This window comes from Porphyromonas sp. C0026D3 (assembly GCF_056590775.1).
In genome coordinates this window covers 32,442-52,576 of record NZ_JBWPWU010000003.1, presented here as the reverse complement: position 1 = coordinate 52,576, position 20,135 = coordinate 32,442, and the positions used below count along the sequence as shown (strand labels likewise).

At 54.1% G+C, this 20,135-nt stretch carries 16 protein-coding genes and 1 tRNA gene; 10 read left to right on the top strand and 7 right to left on the bottom strand.

The annotated features are described in order from the left end of the window. Positions 1-174: 174 nt before the first annotated feature. The 6 genes from AC1EK1_RS03070 (at position 175) to AC1EK1_RS03045 (ending at position 9,249) form a co-directional block, all read left to right on the top strand. The gene (locus AC1EK1_RS03070; RefSeq protein ID WP_480305662.1) at positions 175-3,390 is read left to right on the top strand and encodes a SusC/RagA family TonB-linked outer membrane protein; all 3,216 of its coding nucleotides are present in this window, start codon (positions 175-177) and stop codon (positions 3,388-3,390) included. A gap of 21 nt (positions 3,391-3,411) precedes the next feature. After that, positions 3,412-5,187, top strand: a complete 1,776-nt coding sequence (locus tag AC1EK1_RS03065) for a RagB/SusD family nutrient uptake outer membrane protein (protein ID WP_480305661.1) — start codon at positions 3,412-3,414, stop codon at positions 5,185-5,187. 837 nt (positions 5,188-6,024) lie between these two features. Next, positions 6,025-6,095 (top strand) — tRNA-Gln (locus AC1EK1_RS03060). Positions 6,096-6,183: 88 nt separating this feature from the next. Further along, positions 6,184-7,233 carry a tRNA (adenosine(37)-N6)-threonylcarbamoyltransferase complex transferase subunit TsaD gene (tsaD, locus tag AC1EK1_RS03055; protein WP_480305660.1) on the top strand — a complete coding sequence of 350 codons (1,050 nt, stop codon included), beginning with the start codon at positions 6,184-6,186 and terminating at the stop codon, positions 7,231-7,233. Then, a complete protein-coding gene (locus tag AC1EK1_RS03050) occupies positions 7,220-7,714 on the top strand; it encodes a CinA family protein (protein WP_480305659.1) in 495 nt (164 codons plus the stop codon). Before tsaD ends, AC1EK1_RS03050 begins: the two co-directional genes overlap by 14 nt. Then, positions 7,711-9,249: a RecQ family ATP-dependent DNA helicase gene (locus AC1EK1_RS03045; protein ID WP_480305657.1), complete on the top strand. Its 1,539-nt coding sequence runs from the start codon at positions 7,711-7,713 to the stop codon at positions 9,247-9,249. Before AC1EK1_RS03050 ends, AC1EK1_RS03045 begins: the two co-directional genes overlap by 4 nt. A gap of 143 nt (positions 9,250-9,392) precedes the next feature. Here the strand turns inward: AC1EK1_RS03045 and hpf are convergent, their stop codons facing one another. Together hpf and AC1EK1_RS03035 are read right to left on the bottom strand one after the other, a co-directional pair. Then, positions 9,393-9,689 carry a ribosome hibernation-promoting factor, HPF/YfiA family gene (gene hpf, locus AC1EK1_RS03040; RefSeq protein WP_480305655.1) on the bottom strand — a complete coding sequence of 99 codons (297 nt, stop codon included), beginning with the start codon at positions 9,687-9,689 and terminating at the stop codon, positions 9,393-9,395. Between the two features lie 271 nt (positions 9,690-9,960). Next, positions 9,961-11,535, bottom strand: coding sequence for a sulfatase family protein (locus tag AC1EK1_RS03035; protein WP_480305654.1), 1,575 nt, complete (start codon positions 11,533-11,535; stop codon positions 9,961-9,963). Positions 11,536-11,807: 272 nt separating this feature from the next. Between AC1EK1_RS03035 and AC1EK1_RS03030 the strand changes: the two genes are divergently transcribed. Then, positions 11,808-12,248 carry an META domain-containing protein gene (locus AC1EK1_RS03030; protein WP_480305652.1) on the top strand — a complete coding sequence of 147 codons (441 nt, stop codon included), beginning with the start codon at positions 11,808-11,810 and terminating at the stop codon, positions 12,246-12,248. Positions 12,249-12,816: 568 nt separating this feature from the next. Here the strand turns inward: AC1EK1_RS03030 and AC1EK1_RS03025 are convergent. Next, positions 12,817-14,073 (bottom strand): phosphoglycerate kinase, encoded by a 1,257-nt coding sequence (locus AC1EK1_RS03025; RefSeq protein ID WP_480305650.1) that lies wholly within the window; start codon positions 14,071-14,073, stop codon positions 12,817-12,819. A 371-nt stretch (positions 14,074-14,444) separates the two neighbouring features. Between AC1EK1_RS03025 and AC1EK1_RS03020 the strand changes: the two genes are divergently transcribed. From AC1EK1_RS03020 to AC1EK1_RS03010, 3 genes are all read left to right on the top strand, one after another. Then, positions 14,445-15,017 carry a hypothetical protein gene (locus AC1EK1_RS03020; RefSeq protein WP_480305649.1) on the top strand — a complete coding sequence of 191 codons (573 nt, stop codon included), beginning with the start codon at positions 14,445-14,447 and terminating at the stop codon, positions 15,015-15,017. 85 nt (positions 15,018-15,102) lie between these two features. Beyond that, positions 15,103-15,405, top strand: coding sequence for a hypothetical protein (locus tag AC1EK1_RS03015; protein WP_480305648.1), 303 nt, complete (start codon positions 15,103-15,105; stop codon positions 15,403-15,405). 66 nt (positions 15,406-15,471) lie between these two features. Further along, entirely contained in the window at positions 15,472-16,290 is an 819-nt protein-coding gene (locus AC1EK1_RS03010) for a hypothetical protein (RefSeq protein WP_480305646.1), read from the top strand. Positions 16,291-16,311: 21 nt separating this feature from the next. On the opposite strand, the gene hemH is transcribed toward AC1EK1_RS03010, so the two are convergent. The 4 genes from hemH to AC1EK1_RS02990 are packed head-to-tail and all read right to left on the bottom strand — an operon-like array spanning position 16,312 to position 20,135. Next, positions 16,312-17,280 (bottom strand): ferrochelatase, encoded by a 969-nt coding sequence (hemH, locus tag AC1EK1_RS03005; RefSeq protein ID WP_480305645.1) that lies wholly within the window; start codon positions 17,278-17,280, stop codon positions 16,312-16,314. Further along, on the bottom strand, positions 17,277-18,530 hold the full coding sequence (locus AC1EK1_RS03000) for a lytic transglycosylase domain-containing protein (protein ID WP_480305644.1): 1,254 nt from the start codon (positions 18,528-18,530) through the stop codon (positions 17,277-17,279). The genes hemH and AC1EK1_RS03000 overlap by 4 nt, the downstream gene beginning before the upstream one ends. Before the next feature lie 13 nt (positions 18,531-18,543). Further along, the gene (locus AC1EK1_RS02995; protein ID WP_480305642.1) at positions 18,544-19,236 is read right to left on the bottom strand and encodes a DUF5683 domain-containing protein; all 693 of its coding nucleotides are present in this window, start codon (positions 19,234-19,236) and stop codon (positions 18,544-18,546) included. Continuing rightward, entirely contained in the window at positions 19,233-20,135 is a 903-nt protein-coding gene (locus AC1EK1_RS02990; RefSeq protein WP_480305640.1) for a ParB/RepB/Spo0J family partition protein, read from the bottom strand. The genes AC1EK1_RS02995 and AC1EK1_RS02990 overlap by 4 nt, the downstream gene beginning before the upstream one ends.

Sequence of the window (20,135 nt, the reverse complement as noted above, 5' to 3'; positions counted from 1 at the left end):
TTAGCACCCATCCAAACAAGACTAAAATCAGGGCAACACTATTTATGATTTACCGTTTTTTTAGGTAGCTTTGCTTTAGGAAAGGGAGATAAAACGGAGTTCACAGCAACTTACTTTAGGAAACCATAAAAAAAACATTGATCTATTATATATTTTTCCCAAATCCCAAGACTTATGAAGAAAAGTAACATCAGGCATCTGCTCTCTCTTCTGGTCTGCGCGATTGCATCTCCCATCATAGGGGGCGGTAATCAGCTATACGCCAATGAGTTAGGAGATCAATCCACAAAGGTAATCACCCAATCCGACAAGGTCAAAGTCCGTGGTGTCGTGCATGACACGACCGGAGAGACTGTGATAGGAGCCACAATCGTACTCGTCCAAGACGGGACCAAAGGCACAGTCACCAATATGGATGGCGCCTTTGAGCTCAGCGGAATCCCCGCAAATGGCACGCTCCGCATCTCCTATGTGGGTATGAAGACAGTAGAGGTCCCCATCAACGGACAGACCGACCTCTCTATAGTACTCCACTATGACCAAGAGCTCCTCGACGAAGTCGTCGTCGTCGGCTACGGTACGCAGAAAAAAGCCAACCTCACCGGTGCCGTCTCCACCGTAAGTGGCAAGACTCTGGAGAATCGACCAATCACCAACGTCGGACAAGGACTCCAAGGTGTCGTCCCCAACCTGAACGTCTCCATGCAAAGCGGTGGTGCGCCGGGCTCTCACTCCAGCTTCAACATCCGCGGAAACACCTCCATCAACGGTGGTGGCCCACTTGTCCTAGTCGACAACGTCCAGATGGACCCCAACCTCGTCAACCCCGAGGACATTGAGTCCATCTCCGTCCTAAAGGATGCCGCTTCCGCCTCCATCTATGGTGCACGAGCAGCGTATGGCGTGATCCTCATCACGACGAAAAAAGGCAAGCAGCAAGAGAAGCCCGTCATCACAGCATCGGTCACCGGATACTGGCAAAAGCCTGCCATGGAGTTTCACAACGTCAACTCCATGGACTTCCTCAAGATGAAAGACGAGGCCAGCAAGAATGACGGCGGCGGCAGATTCTACCACGAGTCCATCTACGAGTATGCCAAAAAGTACTTCGAAGGCACCTACGACAAGCCCGTTTTCGTCAACCCCCACAGCGACGCTCCACACAAGTACGAGTACTGTGGCAACACCGACTGGTGGAACGAGCTGTACAAGACCTCCTTCTCCAAGATCATCACAGCCGGCATCACCGGAGGCACATCAAAGATGAACTACTATGCCTCCCTCGGACTAAACGACCAAGGAGGTATCCTCAAGCACGCCGATGACAAGTACCGCAAGATGAACGCCAACATCAATGTCTCCTCACAGGTGACCGATTGGCTCAACATCTCCGGAAAAATCACCAACGCCTACACCTCGGAGCAACACCCATCCGGTGGTGCAACGTCCATGAACCCCACAGCCTACTCCGGTATCTCGCCCTCATCCGGTATGCTCAAGGCCGACCTGAGCCCGCTCATGCCTGTCTACCACCCCGATGGACACTACGCCGGACAAGGAGGCTACACCAACCCCGTGGCAGTGATGCGCGAAGGGGGCAACTCCATCTTCAAGACCAATGACCTCTGGATCAGCGGGGCGGTACGACTGACACCTATCGAGGGGCTCATGATCAATGCGGACTACACGTGGAACTACTACAACCGCAACACCAACGAACACGTGCGGAGGTTCAACGAGTACACCGCTGTGCCCGGTACCGAGCTACCCTATCCTTGGACCAAAAACAATAGCGCTGTGGTAGCCAACAACAACGACTACTACCACGCTTTCAACGCCTTTGCCGAGTACACCAAGACGTTTGCCGAAAAGCACAACACCAAGGTGATGATCGGCTACAACTTTGAGAAAAAAGAAAACACCAACAGCATGTCCGGCCGCCTCGGACTCGTCGACAACGACAAGCCCATCATAGACCTGGCCTACGGAGATCAAAAGACAACAGGCAACGAATCCGGATGGGCAGTACAAGGCCTTTTTGGTCGTATCAACTACGACTTTATGGGCAAGTACCTCCTGGAGCTCAATGGCCGACTCGATGGGTCGTCCAAGTTTCCCAAGGCCGGACGCTACGCCTTCTTCCCCTCCTTCTCCGCCGCATGGCGCGTCTCTGAAGAAAACTTCTGGACCGAAAGTCTCAAAAAGTACGTCAATGACCTAAAGCTCCGCGCATCCTACGGTACCCTGGGTAACCAAAACGTCTCCGGAGACTTCCCCTACCTCGCCAGCTACGGGATCAACACCAAGTACGACATCCTATTTGCCGGCAAGCGTCCCGTGGCAATCACACGTCCCGGCCTTGTTAGCGCCTACTTCACGTGGGAGAAGGTGAGCCAAGTCAATCTAGGTGTCGACGCACACTTCTTCAACAGCCGACTGATCACCGGGTTCGACATCTACCAGAGAACCACCAAGGATATGCTCCACAGTGGCAAGCCCCTCCCCTCAGTACTCGGTGCAGCCGTCCCTAGAGAAAACTCAGCCGACATGAAAACGTACGGATGGGAGCTCTCTATGGAGTGGAATGACCGACTCTCATTTGGGCTCAACTACCACGTCAAGGCCGTACTATCCGACTATCAGTCAGTCATCACCCGTTTCGACAACCCCAATGGGCTTCTAGGCCAACACTACGTCGGAGAAAAGCTCGGAGAGATCTGGGGCTTTGTCTCCAACGGACTCTTCCAGACAGAAGAGGAGGTCAAAAATCACGCCGACCAATCACGTCTGGCCAACGTCAAGTGGGCTCCGGGTGACATCAAGTACGAGGATCTGGACGGAAACAAAAAGATCGACTTTGGCGACAACACCCTCAAAAACCCCGGTGACCGGAAGATCATCGGCAACTCCACACCGCGGTACTCCTTCGGTCTCACCCTCGGAGCCGACTACAAGGGTATCGATGCAGAGATCTTTGTACAGGGTGTAGGCAAGCGGACCTTCATGCCCGGAGGACCAAACTTCTGGGGCTTTACCGATCCTTGGCAGACACCGCTCACCACATCTCTGGACTACTGGAGAGAGGACAATCGCAACGCCTACTTCCCCCGCCCACACCTAGACTATCAGACCTGGCCGGGTAGCAGGCAAACCAGCACAAGGTACCTCCAAAATGCCGCCTATGCTCGACTAAAGAATGTCACCATAGGGTACACCCTGCCCAAAAACATCAACGAGATGCTGGGAATCACCAATATGCGCCTCTACATACAGGGCGAGAACCTCTTGACGCTGACCCCAATGATCAAGGCCTTTGATCCTGAGGTGCTCAACAACATGGTCTACCCGATCAACAAAAAGATTGCCATCGGTCTTTCCCTCACCATCTAAGCCAAGATTCAAAACACAGATATGAAACGTACAACGATACCACAACTTGGTCTCATCGCACTCCTCTCTATCGCCGGAGCCGGATGTGACCTCATAGACATGGCCCCAAAAGGCTCCATCACCGACAAAAGCTACTGGACAAAAGTAGAGGACCTAGAGCTCTATGCCAATGGCCTCTATGGATACCTACCACGTCCGACAGCTCACGGAGATGAGGAAAGCGACAACTTTGTGAAAAACAACAAGGTCGCCATCCTCTTCGACAACATGAACCAAGAGAGTGCCAGCGGTGGCTGGACCTGGGCAGATGTCGGTGAGTGCAACTACTACCTCCAGCGCGTCGGCAATGTCAAGGGCGACGAAAAAGAGATCAACAAGTACACCGCCGAGGTCCGCTTCTTTAGGGGCCTGATCTACTTCAACAAGATCAAGCGCTACGGTGATGTCCCCTGGTACGAAACCGACCTCAAGACCGATGACAAGGAGCTACTGACCAAGCCCAGAGACAAAAGAGACGATGTACTCGGCAAGATCATAGAGGACATGGAGTATGCCATCCAATGGCTGCCCGAAAAAGAAAATGCAGTACTCGGACGCCTCCACAAGGATGCGGCACGCACTCAGCTGGCTAGGATCTGCCTCTACTACGGTACCTACATGAAGTACCACGGACAGAGCGGAAGCGGAGCCCTGACCCCCGACAACCTCCTCAAAAAAGTGGTCAAGCTCACCGAGGACATCATGGCCACAGGCAGATACGAGATTGTCAAGGGATCCGACCAAGGCTGCGACCAGCTTTCCTTCCCCGACTACCCACTCTACTATTCCAACCAATTCACCCAAAAAGATCTGAGCACCAACAAGGAAAACATCCTCGCCAGATACTACACCGAGGGAGTCCTCACACACCAGACCGGACGACAAGTGGGCGAAAACGGAATAGGACTCTCCAAAGACTTCGTCGAGTCCTTCTTGATGAAAAACGGGACACCCATCTACAACTCGGGATCGGGATACAAGGGTGACGAAAACCTGGGAGACGAGTTTGTCGACAGAGATCCACGTATCTATCAGATCATCGACAATCCACACAAGCCCTATCGTGTAAAAGGCAGCGAACGCTCCGTCAACGAGCTACCCTCCGTCGAAAACGTGAAAGGAGTCACCGGATACCCCTGTGTCAAGTATCGCTCCGCCAACGAAAGGCAGGAGAGTGCCAACAACACCTACTACGATTGGTTCGTCTATCGCTACGCCGAAGTCCTCCTGATGAACGCCGAAGCCCACGCTGAGCTAGGATCATGCACACAGCAGGTACTGGACAAGACCATCAACAAACTGAGAGATCGTGTCCAAATGGCACACCTCACCGTCAACCCAACCGTAGATGCCGCACCCATCAACTATGGGTACACGATCAGTCCACTGCTCTATGAGATCCGACGCGAGCGCCGTATCGAGTTGATCGCAGAGGGCAGACGATTCGACGACCTACAGAGGTGGAACGCTATGACCCTCCTAGAGAACCCCAAGACCATGTTTGGGATAAGGATCACACCCTCCGTACGCGAAGCCTACAAAAAGGCCAACACCACATTTGGTCCGGACGCACGAACCACAATCGAGTACCAGGGCAAGACCTACCTCTACCAATACCCCGGCACCAGCCTCGAAAACAACGGTAGGAAGTGGGCCAAAAACGACAAGCGCTGGCTCTTCCCGATTCCGAAAGACCAGTTGATCCTCAATACGAACCTGATCCAAAATCCGGGCTGGGAAGGAGTTTCACAAAAGTAACTCTCGGCTCGCCACAAAATTGCAATGCCGGCAAGGACTTTTTCCTTGCCGGCATTTTTTGCGTCCTATGATGGGGAGCCACCCCGACCGTTTGGCGACCCACTGGCTCACCCAGAATTGCCGATCCGTCTTGCGACCCCTGGCGGGGTCGAGGATTGGGGTGCGGGGGCTACTGACCCGGGGTCTTCGGGGCTTCGCCCCTCGACCACCGGGCTATGAAAGAGGCACCCCTAGTGGGGTGCTGACCACCCAATTTTTCCGACCCAATCTCCGCAAACTATATCTCTTGTGACCCAATATTGCCGACTGTTTGGTGACCCCCCAAACTATTGACCCATTGGTGAACTCAATCAAACGATACAAATGGTGAATCCCAAAACGAAAAACAGGGGTGGCGGAAAATGGATCTGCCGACCCCGCAAGGGGTCGCTCCTTCATAGCCGGGTGGTCGAGGAGGGGCAAAGCCCCGACGATGCCCACCGGAAGAGGTGGCCACCCCACGACCTCGCAAGGGATCGCAAAACAGATCCGCTAAATCCGCCCCCTTTTCCACCAAAAAACTTCCCTAAAAAAAGGGGACAAAAACGGGCGCTTTTCGGACAAAAAGCCCACCTTTTGGGAGCTTTGATAATCAATCACTTACAAGAAGCCTTGAGTTTCACGGATAGAAGCAAAACTTTTCACGGATAGAAGCGAAACTTTTCACGGATAGAAGCGATCGCTTAGACGGACAGAAGCGATCGCTTAGACGGACAGAAGAAAGAAAAAATGCCCACGGAGGATTTTGTGGAATATCAATTATTTTCGTACCTTTGCGGTGCTTAATCATAATAGCACTGACCCATGGTGTAATGGTAGCACTACAGGTTTTGGTTCTGTCTGTTGAGGTTCGAATCCTCATGGGTCAGCTCAGAGCGAAAAGCACCTACTGCAGTTAGCACTGTAGTGGGTGCTTTTTTTGGTACCTTTGGTGGAAGAAAAACAACACAACGAGATATGACCAAACTACTGCACAACTACCTAGATCCCGACCTCCTGATCCTGGGTCTGGAGTCCTCCTGCGATGATACCTCCGCCGCCATCCTACAGGGAGACACTCTCCTCTCCAACGTCATTGCCTCCCAAAAAGTGCATGAAAAATACGGTGGCGTAGTGCCGGAGCTGGCGAGCAGAGCTCACCTCCAAAATGTCGTACCGGTCGTCTCCGAAGCACTCCGACAAGCGGGCAAAAAAGCGACCGACCTGGACCTCATCGCCTATACACGCGGCCCCGGTCTACTGGGGTCTCTCCTCGTGGGGACTTCGTTTGCCAAGGGCATGAGTCAGGCGCTGGGGATCCCGATGGTGGATGTCAACCACCTACAGGGGCATGTGTCGGCACACTTTATCCAGCAGCCTGACAAGCGGGTCGAGACCCCGTCGTTTCCCTTCCTTTGCCTGCTGGTATCGGGGGGCAACTCTCAGATCATACTGGTCAAGAGCCCTACAGATATGGAGATCATCGGCAAGACGATAGACGATGCGGCCGGTGAGGCTTTTGACAAGTGTGCCAAGGTAATGGGGCTGGGCTACCCCGGTGGACCGGTCGTCAATCGTCTGGCCAACGAGGGGGATGCCTCTCGCTTTGCCTTTGCCAAGCCACAGGTACCGGGCTACGACTATAGCTTCAGTGGGCTCAAGACTTCGTTTCTCTACACCCTGCGGGATCAGCTCAAGGTCGACCCTGACTTTGTCGAAAAAAACAAGGCCGACCTCTGTGCCGCCCTCCAAAAAACCGTCATCGACATCCTCATGGATAAGCTGGCCAAAGCCGCCAAGGATCTCGGTATCGACGAAGTGGCCGTAGCCGGTGGGGTATCGGCCAACACCGGGTTGCGCGATGCTTTTGTGGCCTATGGTGAGAGGAGTGGCAAGCGGGTCTTCATACCGCCTTTTTCGTACACAACAGACAATGCGGCCATGATCGCCATGGCTGGTGCCTTTCAGTACCACAGTGGCAGACGCAGCAGTCTGTCGGATACCCCCTTTTCCCGTGTCGAGATCTGAGCTCCTCCGGACACTGGCGACACTGCTCACTCGGCGAGGAGCCACCGTCGCCACAGCAGAGAGCTGTACGGGTGGCAATATCGTCGCCACACTGACCTCGGTGCCTGGGGCATCGGAGTGGTTGCACACCGGCCTGATCTGCTACCAACGGGCCAGCAAACAGCGGGTACTGGGGCTGTCGGAGGCGGAGCTGTCGGATGGGCTGGTCTCCGAAAAAACGGCAAAAGCCATGGCAGAGCATGCGCGCCAAGTCGCCGGTGTGACCTATGCCGTCTCCACCACCGGTGTGTGTGGTCCGGCGGAAAGTGAGGGGATACCTCCGGCTGCGGCATGGGTAGGAGTGGCCACTCCGGCCGGCTGTACCGCAGAGTGGGTGACACTCCCGGACAGAGGACGAGAGGCAAACCAGGCAGCCATCACCATGCGTGCACTGGAGATCCTCCTGGAGCATCTCCAAAAAGAGGGAACACCTACAGCATGACCCCTATCGAAGCTCTCCGGACCTACTTTGGGCACCAAGCCTTCAGGGCACATCAGGAGGAGGTGGTGACCAATGCACTCCAAGGGCGTGACCAGCTGGTCGTACTGCCTACCGGTGGAGGCAAGTCGCTGTGCTATCAACTGCCGGCACTGCTGCTGCCGGGGGTCACACTGGTCATCTCGCCCCTCATCTCTCTGATGCAAGATCAGATCAAGCAGCTGGACCAACTGCACATCCCGGCCGCCACCCTCAACAGCAGCCTCAGCAACGAAATCCGCCAAAACGTACTCCTCCAACTCCGAGCCGGTAGGCTAAAAATCCTCTACCTCAGTCCGGAGACCCTCTTCAGCCCGATCGGGATACAGATCCTACACCACTGCACGATCTCGCTCATTGCAGTGGATGAGGCGCACTGCATCAGCCAGTGGGGCCATGACTTTCGGCCGGAGTATGCACAGCTGGGCTTCATCAAGGAGCAGATGCCGGCCACACCACTCCTCGCTCTCACCGCCACCGCTGACCCCGCCACGAGAGTGGACATCATATCCCAACTGCAGATGGTACAGCCACTGGAGATCATTGGGGACTTTGACCGCCCCAATATCCGCCTAGGGGTACGCCGAGGCCGAAAAAAAGCCGACAAACTCCGAGAGATTGTCGACCTGATCACTGAGCAGGATGATGAGGGGAGCTGCGGGATCATCTATGCCACTGCACGCAAAGACACAGAGATGCTAGCCGCCTACCTCAATGACCGAGGGATCCGAGCCCTACCCTACCACGCGAGCATGTCGACCAGTGAGCGGACACTGGTACACAATATATTTCTCGCCGGACAAGTGACCGCTGTCTGTGCCACTGTGGCCTTTGGCATGGGGATCGACAAGCCCGATGTCCGCTGGGTCATCCACTACAACATGCCCAAAAACATAGAGGAGTACTACCAGGAGATCGGCCGAGCCGGGCGAGACGGACTCCCGGCCAGAGCCCTGCTATTCTACTCCTATGCCGATATTTTCGCACTCAACCGCCTGATCGAAAACACCTCTCGCCAAGACTTGTCACGCCAAAAGATGGAGTACATGAAGCAGTTTTGTGAATCACAGGTCTGCCGTCGGCGCGTCCTACTCGGCTACTTTGGGGCACATGTCGAGGAGGACTGCCACAACTGTGACGCTTGTCTGCTCCCCAAAGAGCCGACCATCGATGGCACGATCCCTGCACAAAAAGCTATGAGTGCCGTACTCCGGACCAACCAGCAGATCACCCTCCCCATACTCGTGGATATACTCAGAGGATCAACCAGGTTGGAGATCAGGCACTACGGCTACAACAGACTGCCCACCTACGGGGTCGGACGCGACCTCTCCGCACTGGAGTGGCAAGACTACATCTACCAAATGATCCTCTACGGACTGATGTACATTGACTATGCCCAGGGGAGTACCCTCAAGGTGACCGACCTCGGGCAAAAAGTTCTCCGCCGGCAAGCCCCCTTTGCCCTCACCCCCTTTCGGCTCAAACAAAAAGGCTGACCCGCAGCTTTTTCTTTCCTTCCCCCAAAAATACCAAAGCAGTGGTCCCTCCCAACGGGAGGAGCCACTGCTTGGATCAGGACTTGGTGCCTCATGTGGGGCACCTCGCCACCATTGATAGGTGACGGACAATGGATGTGGGGTCACTTTTTGTGCTTGCCCTTGAGCCGCTCCAGCTGGCTCTCCAGAGCCGCACAGACTTCGTCCAACGCCTCCTCAAAGGAACCGGCCGTCTTTTCGGAAAAAAGATCGGGACCGGGGACCGACAGAGTGACACGGACCTTTTTGTTGTCATTCGTCTCCGGCTTGGTAAGTGTCAGTACCACTGTTGCATCTATGATCTCGGAGTAAAAGCGGGACAGCTTGCCCACTTTTTTTTCCACAAAGGCCTTTAGGTCATCCTTGATGCTAAAGTTGATGTCTTGGATCTTGATATTCATACGCATACTCTCTTGTAGTGAACCGGTGCACTCCTGCCACTTCATCGTCAGGACCAAGTGAGGTGTGCACCCCATCAATCATCATCTTGAGTGCCTCTGCACCTCTACCTCCCTCCTGTCACAAATATATCTTTTTTTTCGGAATACCCAACTTTTGCCAACCATTCCGAGCAGGCTTCCCTCCTTTTTTTCAAAAAAAATGAGAGAAGGGTGCACCAAAGCCACTGCCTTGGCACACCCTCCTCTAGGTTGGTGCGGGGGGGATCCCCGATCAGAAGCCGTTCAGTCGGAGGCCGAGGGTATCCTGGTACGCTGTCTGTGCCTCAACCAGCTCCTTACGCATGCGGTCGACAATCTCCTTGTAGGCGGGGTCGTCGTAGACGTTTTTCATCTCATGCGGGTCCTCTTGGAGGTCGTACAGCTCCCAGAAGTTTTGATCGAGGTAGAAGTGGATCAGCTTGTACCGCTCATCGCGCACGCCATAGTGACGCATCACACTGTGCTCGGCCGGATACTCGTAGAAGTGGTAGTAGATCTTGTCTCGGCCCGGGAGCTCCTTGGCACCTTTTAGCAGCGGCACCAGAGACTCACCCTGTATATCCTCGGGGATCTCCACACCTGCTAGCTCGAGGAATGTGGGGGCTAGGTCGATATTTTGGGTCAGCTCCTCAATCGCTCCACGGGCATCCAACCCCTTGGGGAGGTGCATCAGGAGTGGGTAGTGCATCGACTCCTCGTACATGAATCGCTTGTCGAACCACCCATGCTCGCCCATATAAAAGCCTTGGTCGCCCAAGTAGAGGACAATGGTGTTGTCCCAGAGGCCCTCCTCCTTGAGGTAGTCAATGATCCGGCCCACACCTTGGTCGATCGGATGGATCACCTTGGCATAGTCTCGCATGTAGCGCTGGTACTTGTACTCCATACGCTCCTGGTCGGTCATCTTGCTATCCCAATAGTGGTCTGCCATGGGGCGGTAAAAGGCGAGGAACTTTTCACGATCACCCTCGTCCATACCGGAGAGGATCCACTCGTAGGTCTTTGAGTAGTGGGTCGGGTGATCCTTGCGCAGGAGCTTGCAGTCGTAGGCGGCATCCATATGCTCTCCGATATTCATCTCAGCGCGAGCGGCAGCTGGGCGACCGGCGTAGTCATCGAAAAAGTTGTCCGGGAGCTTGAAGGTCACATCCTCGTACATATCCAGATCCTCGATGCGGGGCATCCAGTTGCGGTGCGGTGCTTTGTGCTGCACCATCAGCATGAAGGGGCGACTCTTGTCTCTATTCCTGAGAAGGTCGATACTCTTGTCCGTGATCAGGTCGGTGACATACCCTTTTTCTCTCACTGTGTCGTTGGGTGCGGTGATAAATGCGGGGTTGTAGTAGTCGCCCTGACCTGGCAGGATCTCCCAGTGGTCAAAGCCGGTCGGGAGAGAGGTGAGGTGCCACTTCCCGACGATCGCTGTCTGGTACCCTGCGGCCTGTAGCAGCTTGGGGAAGGTTTGTTGCTCACCGTCAAAGACACTGTGCTCATTGTTGGTAAATCCATTTTTGTGCGAGTGCTTGCCGGTCAGGAGACAGGCTCGGGATGGTCCGGAGATCGAGTTGACCACAAAGGCGTGGTCGAATCTCACTCCCTCCTCTGCCAATCGATCGATATTGGGAGTCTCGATCTCGCCACCATAGGCGGAGATCATCTGCGAAGTGTGGTCATCGCTCTCAATGATCAGGATATTGTACCGCGTGGGGGCCTCCTCCTTGGACTTGGAGTCGCAGGCTGTGGGCACTACGACGCCGGCCATAGCACTTAGGCCCGTTGCGAAGCGATAGATGTTGTTTTTCTGCATGAGTTATTTACTTTTGTTTTAGGGTAAATGAGACCGGCTTTACACCCCTCGTCGGATGAAAGGTGACAGTGACACTCCTAGGAGAGGTCCCGTTGTTTGCTTTGTACTTTTGGATTACTTCCGAAAATCATACCGTGGCAAATCGTATTTTGTCGCCAAACCACTCGGCAAACCTACACAAATCGTAATAAATAATAAATGTCTGCACCTCTATATTTTGGTATCTTTGTCTCACGACTGCAGTATCACTTACATTTCCCTCAAAACAAACCATGAAATCAAGCTCAAAACAAATCCTCTCCCTTGCATTGATCACGCTATGTGCACTGACTCTCTGCCTGACCGCTTGCAACCGATCACAATCCGCCGGATCACCCGATGGCGCTTGGGCCGTTCTCACTCTGGACGGGAAGGCTCTCGCTGACCAAGGAATGGAGAGCATCCCGACACTCAATATCGACACAAAAGAAGCAAAAGTATGGGGCAACCTGGGCTGCAACGCTTTCAATGCCCCGATCGTCTCCTACTCTCAGGAGAAGGGCGAGCTAAAACTGGGGGGCATAGCGGCCACTCGTATGCTCTGTGAGGACTACCCCATCGAGCAAAACATGGAGCAGGCCCTCTCGGAGGTCGATCGATACCTCCTGACCGCTGACGACACCCTCGAGCTCTATGTGGGGGATCAACTCCGAGTACGCCTGTCCAGGCAGTAAGCCCACCGGTACGCCACCACTTGGCCATTCTGTTTTGTGACCCCGCCAGGGGTCGCAAAACGATCGGCAAAATTGGGTCACCATATGGGATCAATTTTTCTTCTATCCGTCTAAGCGATCCCTTCTATCCGTGAAAACTTTCGCTCCTATCCGTGAAAAGTTTTGCTTCTATCCGTGAAACTCAAGCCCCCTTGTAAGCCCTTGATTATCAAAGCCCCTTTTAGGGGCTTTTTTTTGATCTCCAAAACAGCCTCTTTCACACTATTTGAATAGGATTTTGACAGGAAAAAAGGAGTTGTTTCCGCTGGGGGCATCGTCGGGACTCCGCCTCTCCTTGACCACCAGGCATGAAGAAGTAACCCCTAGCGGGCGGCACACCGCCAGTGGTCGCAAAACGATCATACGCTGCGGACAAAAGGATAGAGGGTGTACAAATAGAGGGTGCATTGGCACTCATCTGTACCAACGCACCCTCTTGGGTGATCTTATGGACCTCTTTTCCTGGAAGAAACGATGGCTCCGGATGACCTCGCCAAAGTCCCCGTGGGGGAGAAGTCTCTGTGGGAGATTAGTCCTCTATGGCGGCTATGCCTGGAAGGGTCTTTCCCTCGATGGCCTCGAGGAGTGCTCCGCCTCCGGTGGATACATAGCTGACTTGGTCGGCCAGGCCAAACTTGTTGACGGCCGCAACTGAGTCACCACCACCGACGAGGGAGAAAGCACCGTTGCGGGTGGCTTCGGCCACAGCCTCACCTATCGCCTTGGTACCTTCGGCAAAGCGGTCAAACTCAAAGACTCCGGCCGGACCGTTCCAGAGGATGGTCTTGGAGCCAACAATGACGTCGTGGAAACGCTTGATGGTCTCCGGGCCAATATCCATACCCATCCAGTCGGCAGGGATTTCGTTGCTCTTGGAGAGCCCTTTTTGTGCATCTTCGCTGAAGCGGTCGGCAATCACAGAGTCGGTGCCAAGGATGAGGTTTACACCCTCCTTTTTTGCCAGCTCCTGGATCTCCAGTGCGAGGTCGAGCTTGTCCTCCTCTACGATGGAGGTACCGATCTCACCTCCGTTGGCTTTGACAAAGGTGTAGGTCATACCACCGGTGAGGATGAGGTTGTCGACCTTGGTGAGGAGGTTCTTGATGATCTCGATCTTGGTGGATACCTTGGAGCCACCCATGATGGCGGTAAAGGGGTGCTTGACATCCCGGAGGACTTTGGCGACGGCCTGAACCTCCTTGGACATCAGGTAGCCAAACATCTTGTGGTCCTTGTCGAAGTACTGAGCCATGAGTGCTGTGGAGGCGTGTGCACGGTGTGCGGTACCAAAGGCGTCATTGACATAGACTTCGGCGAGATCGGCCAGATGCTTGGTAAATGCTTTTTGGCTCTCCTTGACCGCTTTCTTTGCAGTGGCTTTTTCTTCTTCGGAGACACCATCTGCCAAGTAGGGTTTGCCTTGCTCCTCAGGGTAGAAGCGGAGGTTTTCGAGCAGTAGGACCTCACCATCCTTGAGCTCACGAGCCATGGTGAGAGCCTCTTGGTTGCCACAGTCGGGGGCAAACTTCACCGGCACACCCAGTAGCTCCTCCAGATGGGGCAGTATGTGCTTGAGCGAAAACTTGTCTGCCGGACCCGTGGGGCGTCCCAGGTGGGAGCCTATGATTAGGCGTCCGTCATCGCCCAAGATCTTTTTGAGCGTAGGCAGTGCCGCACGCATGCGGGTGTCATCGGTGATCCTGAAGTTTTCGTCTAGGGGGACATTGAAGTCCACGCGTACGAACGTGCGCTTGCCCTTAAAGTCAAAGCTGTCGATATTCGTCATTTTCCTTTTGATCTATATTTGTATTGTACTAATAGCCTAATCAACGAGGCATCACCAGGGTAGGCCTTCGAACCAGAGGCTACTCCTCCGGACTTTACCGCCATACGATCCTGTGTACCTCACACCCTCCCATATACCGAAAAGACCGAAACCTTTTCAACTCTGTAAATTTACAAAAAAAAATAGCTTAGCACACCCCACCCCGGCTCATCATCTTACGGAAATGGTCATCCCGGCCGTCCTCCACTCTCCCTCACTGAAAATAGTATAGTCGCAAAGTGAAGCAATAGACTCTAGATGGGTCTCCGGATCCTTGTGGACCGGGATTTCACTCTACCTAGCATACTAGCCCTAATGGGCATCAAGAAGCCTTGTCGCCTAAGGAGCTTCTGCACACGTGGGGCTTTGTAATCAAAAAGCTCAAAAAGGCGATCAAAGCGATAGAGGCCGGAGTACCGACCTCCATACTTCGCCAATATCTCTACCACTCCCTTGAGGTAAGAGTCGACGAGAAAGAGCTGACCCGTCTCTCGACAAGCCTCATGAAACGAAGCCAGACGATCTGCGTTCGTCGAGGAGCAAAGGGCAAAAACATACTTATGTCGCTCCTCATGGCCCTTACGCTCTTGGTCACAGGCTGTGACGCACTATCCGGCCACAAAAGTGCTGCTATCTTGCAACGTCTCTACGAATCAGGGCAGTTTCAGATGGACGAAAATAACTACTCGCTCTTTGAGCTACAAGGACCGGTAAAATCAGTCTCATACTTTAGTGACAAAATAGCTCTTCCGCTTGAAAGCATTACGTTTTATACCAATGGAGAACCTTGCCAGAGACCATTTTGGGAACTGGACCAAAAGAGAGATCCGTTCGGATCTTGGGGAAGTAGCTCTCGTCACCAGAGAAATCAAATATATAGATTCCCCAAAACCCTTATCAATTGAGAGCAAAAACAGCTTCTTCTGTTACACTGTCAATGACTTTGGCTCTATCTTTTTATACAGGATCGACAAGCAAACTCATTCGTTGGTGGATTTTATTCCGCCCGAAAGCAACATCATCTACCTCGGTTATAAGGCCATAGAGGTGGTAGGTGATCGGCTGTATACCATTATTTACACGGGTGCTTGCGGTGCTCCCGGAAATGACTGTAAAATATACTATTACGACACCTCAAAAGAATCGTGGCACTATATTATCACCTGCGGTGAGGAGTGCCAGTTCGTGGATGGCTGGATCAAAGCTCCCCTTTTCACCCTAACCAAAGAGGGTGACTGCACAGCAAATAATGAATATGCGGAGACCATCAAATGGATAAAATTGGAGAGATGAGATTTTGATTTTCTTTCCCATTCGTATATAGAGGTAGAACATATCATCCATCCAATCCAAACAAACATGAAAAAGACAATGAGCGAACAAACGAAAAAGCGAGAACTAAGGATTCACAACCTCATACCTTCTCGTCCGGCCAATAGCTTCATCCGCCGGAGCAAAGAGGACCACCCCTACACCCTTTTGTACGATTCAGCCGCAATCAAGATAGGGATGCTCACGCTATCCCCACTCACGTTGCTCCAAGATCGCATCACCTACATTGAGAGTGAACTGGGTGAAAAGATCCGACTTGATGATATGCCCACTGATGATTCGGCAACGTTCAACCACATTTCCAAAGAGCGAAGAGGAAGGTTTTATCTCCTTGAAGCACACTGTATACAACAATTTTTGAGGGAAATAACGCCAGATAACTTTGGCGACTTGATGGTGGCTATCTCTACATTATACAGCAAGGGGACGGAGCCCGTTGCCACGTACATTGCCCGAAAGCAAGGCCGAGAACCGATTGCCTACCACCTGCCTATGATGGAGCAATACCTCTCTGAGACCTATGGCATGATTCTCTACCAAGAGCAGATCATGCAACTGGCACAAGCCATCGCCAACTTCACGCCCGGAATGTCGGACAGCCTGCGCCGAGCATTGTATACCCAACAGACTGACGAGTGCGCCAAGCTACGGGATCAATTCTTATCCGGAGGACAAGAGAATGGGCACGATAAAAGGACGCTCAAAAAGATCTGGGAAGAGTGGGTAAGAGTTACCCCCTACACGGTGAATAAAAGCCACATAGCCGGTCAAGCCTTGCTCGCTTACCAAATGGGCTACCTCGACGCCCATTACCCCTGGGGCTACTGTGCAACACCCCACAATTGACGGAGGATTACCGGGGCGATATTACTTATTTTGTGGCAGTTCCAAAAGACAACGGACCATGTCGTCGCTGTCGTTGGGGCAGGGAACGAAAGTGAAGGTACGGCCCCCCGCTTTTTCAAAGACCGCTCGCCCATCTATCTCGATCTCCCAGAGGGTCTCTAGACAGTCGCAGACGAATCCGGGGCAGACTACGGCCACTTCCTTGGATCCCTCGCTCGGCAATTTGCTCAACCGCTCTCGTGTGTTGGGTGAAAGCCATCGACTATGTCCAAAGCGTGACTGGTAAGCTATCTCTATCGTGAGCCTGAGGTTGCGCAAGAGTGGATGCTGTGCGAGGAGCTCCACACTTTTTGCGGTCTGGGTGAGGTAGTCACGGGTGGGATCGTGGCGGTAGGCATGCGCTTGTGAGAGCGGGAGTCCGTGCAGTGACACGACGAGGTGGGTACCGGGCTTGACTCTGGTGGCTATTTCGTGGGCCACGGCATCGATGTATGCCGGGGCATCGTAGTAGGGTGGCACTACCTCCAGGGATAGTATGTCGCAAAAGGGTGCATGCTCCGCTCGGACTTGCTCGACAGCACTCTCCCAGCTGCTAATGGCGTAGTGCGGAAAGAGTGGGATGAGTGTGAGGTGGCGTATGCCATCAGCCACAGCTTGGCGGAGGGCCTGCTGTGTGGAGCCTTGGTTGTAGCGCATGCAGGTGTAGACCTTGGTGCCACTGAGGTCCGACATCTTACGGGCAAGTCGCTCGGTGAGGAAGACAAGCGGTGATCCCTCATCGGTGTAGATCCTGCGGTACTTCCGAGCCGAGGAGAGTGCTCGCAGAGGAGCTATGATACCATTGACCAGCAACCAGCGAAGGGATGCCGGTGCGCCTATGATGCGTGGATCGTAGAGGAAGTGTCGGAGGTAGCGACGCACCTCCCCTACCTCTGTGGAGCGCGGCGATCCGGTATTGATGAGCAGTATGGCATGATCCGACTGTCTCATTTGTTGGGTATGATCAGTTTTTGACCGGGCTTGATGCTGTTCCCTTTCAGTCGGTTGGCGCGCTTGATGTCCTTGACGGTCACGCCTCGGTACTTATGGGCAATCCGTGACAGTGTATCTCCTCTGCGTACCTTGTAGTAGCGTATCTCCGGGACTTGGGGTATCACCTCTTCCTCTTTTTGGACGGCCTCGGGGTGTGCCGCCTCATAGGCGAGTATCTCCTCCAACTTGATGGCAAACTCCGGTGCCAGTGCCGTTGGCAAGGTGAGGATTTGGGTCCCGGCATTGCCCGGTATGATGTTCTTTTTGTACTCGGGATTGAGTTCCTGCAGTTGGTCTACCGAGATATTGACCATCTGTGCCACTTCGTCAAAGGTCATTCGGCGAGCGATGTGCACCGTGTCTACGGCTAGGGGCATTGTGATCACCGAGGGGCGTATCTCGTGCTCACGATAGTGCTCCATGGCATAAAAGGCGGCAATATAAAAGGGGACATACGACCTCGTCTCACGGGGCAGGTAGGGGTAGATCTGCCAAAAGTCAGTGGCTCCTCCGGCTTTCCGGATGGCTTTGTTGACATTTCCGGCACCACAGTTGTAGGCGGCGATGGAGAGCATCCAGTCGCCATAGATACTGTACATGTCGGTGAAGTACTTGCACATGGCCTCTGTACTTTTGTGCGGGTCGCGTCTTTCGTCCACGAGAGAGTCGATGCGTAGGCCATAGATCTTACCGGTGCGGAGCATGAATTGCCACAACCCCGTGGCTCCCATACGGGAGACGGCAGTGGGGTTGAGTGCACTCTCTACGATCGCCAGGTATTTTAGCTCCAGTGGCAGTCCGTATCTGTCCAGCTCCTCCTCGATCATGGGGAAATAGTAGGCGGCTCGTGCCAGCATCCTGCTGATGAGGGAGCTCCGTCGATTGACGTACAGTTCGATGGCTTCGCGTACGATGGGGTTGTAGGTCAGCGGGATGGCACTTTGCATGGCGTTGACACGATGCCTGTAGGTGTCGCTGTCTGTATTGCCCGATCGCTGTACGGATATGGTATTGGGCTTGGAGAGGGAGTGGTACTGCTTGTAGCGTTCGTTGAGGAGTGAGTCCAGCTCCATCTCAAAGCTCTCCGGCAACCACCCCAGGTCATCCAGTCGTGTGGAGTCCTCTTGCTGTGCTGTGGCGCAGAGCGGGAGTTGCAGCAGCAGTATGAGGGCGAGGAGAGCTATTGGGCGTAGGATGCGATGGGTCATGCGGGGTGTTGATTCAGAAGGTCAGAGCCAGGTGTAGCCCCACTCCGGTGGCCTGTGGGGCCGCGGTCTTGGGGTCGGGCAGGAGGACGGCGGGCCCGGCTTGCATAGTCAGGTTGGGGGAGATGTCAAAGTTGCTCAGCTCGGCATCCACGTAGGCGTCGATCATGACGAGGATATAGACCCCGGCTGTGACAATGATACTCAGGTCACGGTAGCGTCGGTAAAAGTCACGCCCGCGTCTCAATTGGTTGTGGAAAGAGGTATTGCTGACGTAGGAGGCCGGATCTGCACCGTAGGGGATAAAATCCTGCCAGCGGGTGTTCTCCATAGGTCGGTCGCTCATGATGTCCCTAAAGGCATTGGTGTACTCGGTGAGTGCGGCGTTGTTCCAGCTGATAGCGTAATAGCAAGAGGTGTAGGCCGCTAGGACTATTGGGAGCTTCCAGTACCTTTGGTTGTAGATCTGTCCGCCGCCGGGTATGATACTGCAGAGCAGCGCGATCTTGGAGTCGAGCTTGGCGGGGCTTTTGGGGGTCGGTGCACTCAGGACGGTCGAGTCCGTCGGAGCGGACAGGGTATCGACCGGCTCCGCCGTCAGTGATCGGAGGAGCGTGGTATCGGCATGGTACACCTCGGCCTGCGCCGGGAGAGCCATGAGCAGAGCCAGTATGGCGAGTGCCGAGATGGTTCCCCTCCTTTTGCTCATAGCTTGTCGAGCATGGCTATGATCTCCTCGAGCTGTTGGGGGCTCTCGAATGGGATCAAGATCCGGCCTTTGCCATTTTCATTGACCTTCATGCTCACTTTGGTCTTGAAAAGGTCACTAAAGCGTCTGCTCAGCAGATCGTACTCCGAGTTTGTGCTCCGTTGCTTGGCTGTTTTTTTGCTCTTGGGTTCGTCACTGCCCGATAGGTAGTCTCGGATCATCTGCTCCACCTGGCGTACGGAGAGTGAGTCCTTCACCACCTGCTCGTAAAAGGCCAGTTGTAGTTCCGGGTCATCTACGCCCAGCAGTGCTCGAGCGTGCCCCATGGAGATCTTGGCATCCTTGAGAGCCATCTGTATCTCGGCCGGCAGACGTAGCAGTCGGAGGTAGTTGGCGATCGTGGCTCGTTTTTTGCCCACACGGTCGGATAGTTGCTCCTGCGTGAGGCTGTAGTTGTCCATCAGCTTCTTGAAAGCGAGTGCGATCTCTATAGCGTTGAGGTCCTCTCTCTGGATATTCTCGATGAGGGCCATCTCCATCACCTGCTCATCGGCGGCGGTGCGGATATAGGCCGGCAGTGTCTCCAGCTGTGCCAGCTGTGCGGCACGGTAGCGGCGTTCGCCACTGATGATCCGGTAGTGTCCGGGTTGCTCCTCCAGCTCATACACGGTGATGGGTTGCACGAGCCCTATGTGCCGTATCGAGTCTGCCAGCTCACGGAGCGTCTCTTCGTCAAAGTCGGTACGTGGTTGCTCCTTATTGGGCGTGATATTCGCGAGCGGTATCTCGTTGATCGACGAGGAGCCCTCTGTCTCGACCTCTTTGCCGGAGACATAGTCGGTGCTGATCAGTGCGTCGAGACCGCGTCCCAGGGTGCTTCGCTGTGGTGCTTTGCTCAT

Coding starts and splice junctions, on each gene's coding strand:
- hemH (WP_480305645.1), bottom strand. CDS start 17,280: ATGAGACAGTCGGATCATGCCATACTGCTCATCAATACCGGATCGCCG.
- AC1EK1_RS03065 (WP_480305661.1), top strand. CDS start 3,412: ATGAAACGTACAACGATACCACAACTTGGTCTCATCGCACTCCTCTCT.
- AC1EK1_RS03010 (WP_480305646.1), top strand. CDS start 15,472: ATGAAAAAGACAATGAGCGAACAAACGAAAAAGCGAGAACTAAGGATT.
- tsaD (WP_480305660.1), top strand. CDS start 6,184: ATGACCAAACTACTGCACAACTACCTAGATCCCGACCTCCTGATCCTG.
- AC1EK1_RS03000 (WP_480305644.1), bottom strand. CDS start 18,530: ATGACCCATCGCATCCTACGCCCAATAGCTCTCCTCGCCCTCATACTG.
- AC1EK1_RS03070 (WP_480305662.1), top strand. CDS start 175: ATGAAGAAAAGTAACATCAGGCATCTGCTCTCTCTTCTGGTCTGCGCG.
- AC1EK1_RS02995 (WP_480305642.1), bottom strand. CDS start 19,236: ATGAGCAAAAGGAGGGGAACCATCTCGGCACTCGCCATACTGGCTCTG.
- AC1EK1_RS03030 (WP_480305652.1), top strand. CDS start 11,808: ATGAAATCAAGCTCAAAACAAATCCTCTCCCTTGCATTGATCACGCTA.
- AC1EK1_RS03035 (WP_480305654.1), bottom strand. CDS start 11,535: ATGCAGAAAAACAACATCTATCGCTTCGCAACGGGCCTAAGTGCTATG.
- AC1EK1_RS03045 (WP_480305657.1), top strand. CDS start 7,711: ATGACCCCTATCGAAGCTCTCCGGACCTACTTTGGGCACCAAGCCTTC.
- hpf (WP_480305655.1), bottom strand. CDS start 9,689: ATGAATATCAAGATCCAAGACATCAACTTTAGCATCAAGGATGACCTA.
- AC1EK1_RS03025 (WP_480305650.1), bottom strand. CDS start 14,073: ATGACGAATATCGACAGCTTTGACTTTAAGGGCAAGCGCACGTTCGTA.
- AC1EK1_RS02990 (WP_480305640.1), bottom strand. CDS start 20,135: ATGAGCAAAGCACCACAGCGAAGCACCCTGGGACGCGGTCTCGACGCA.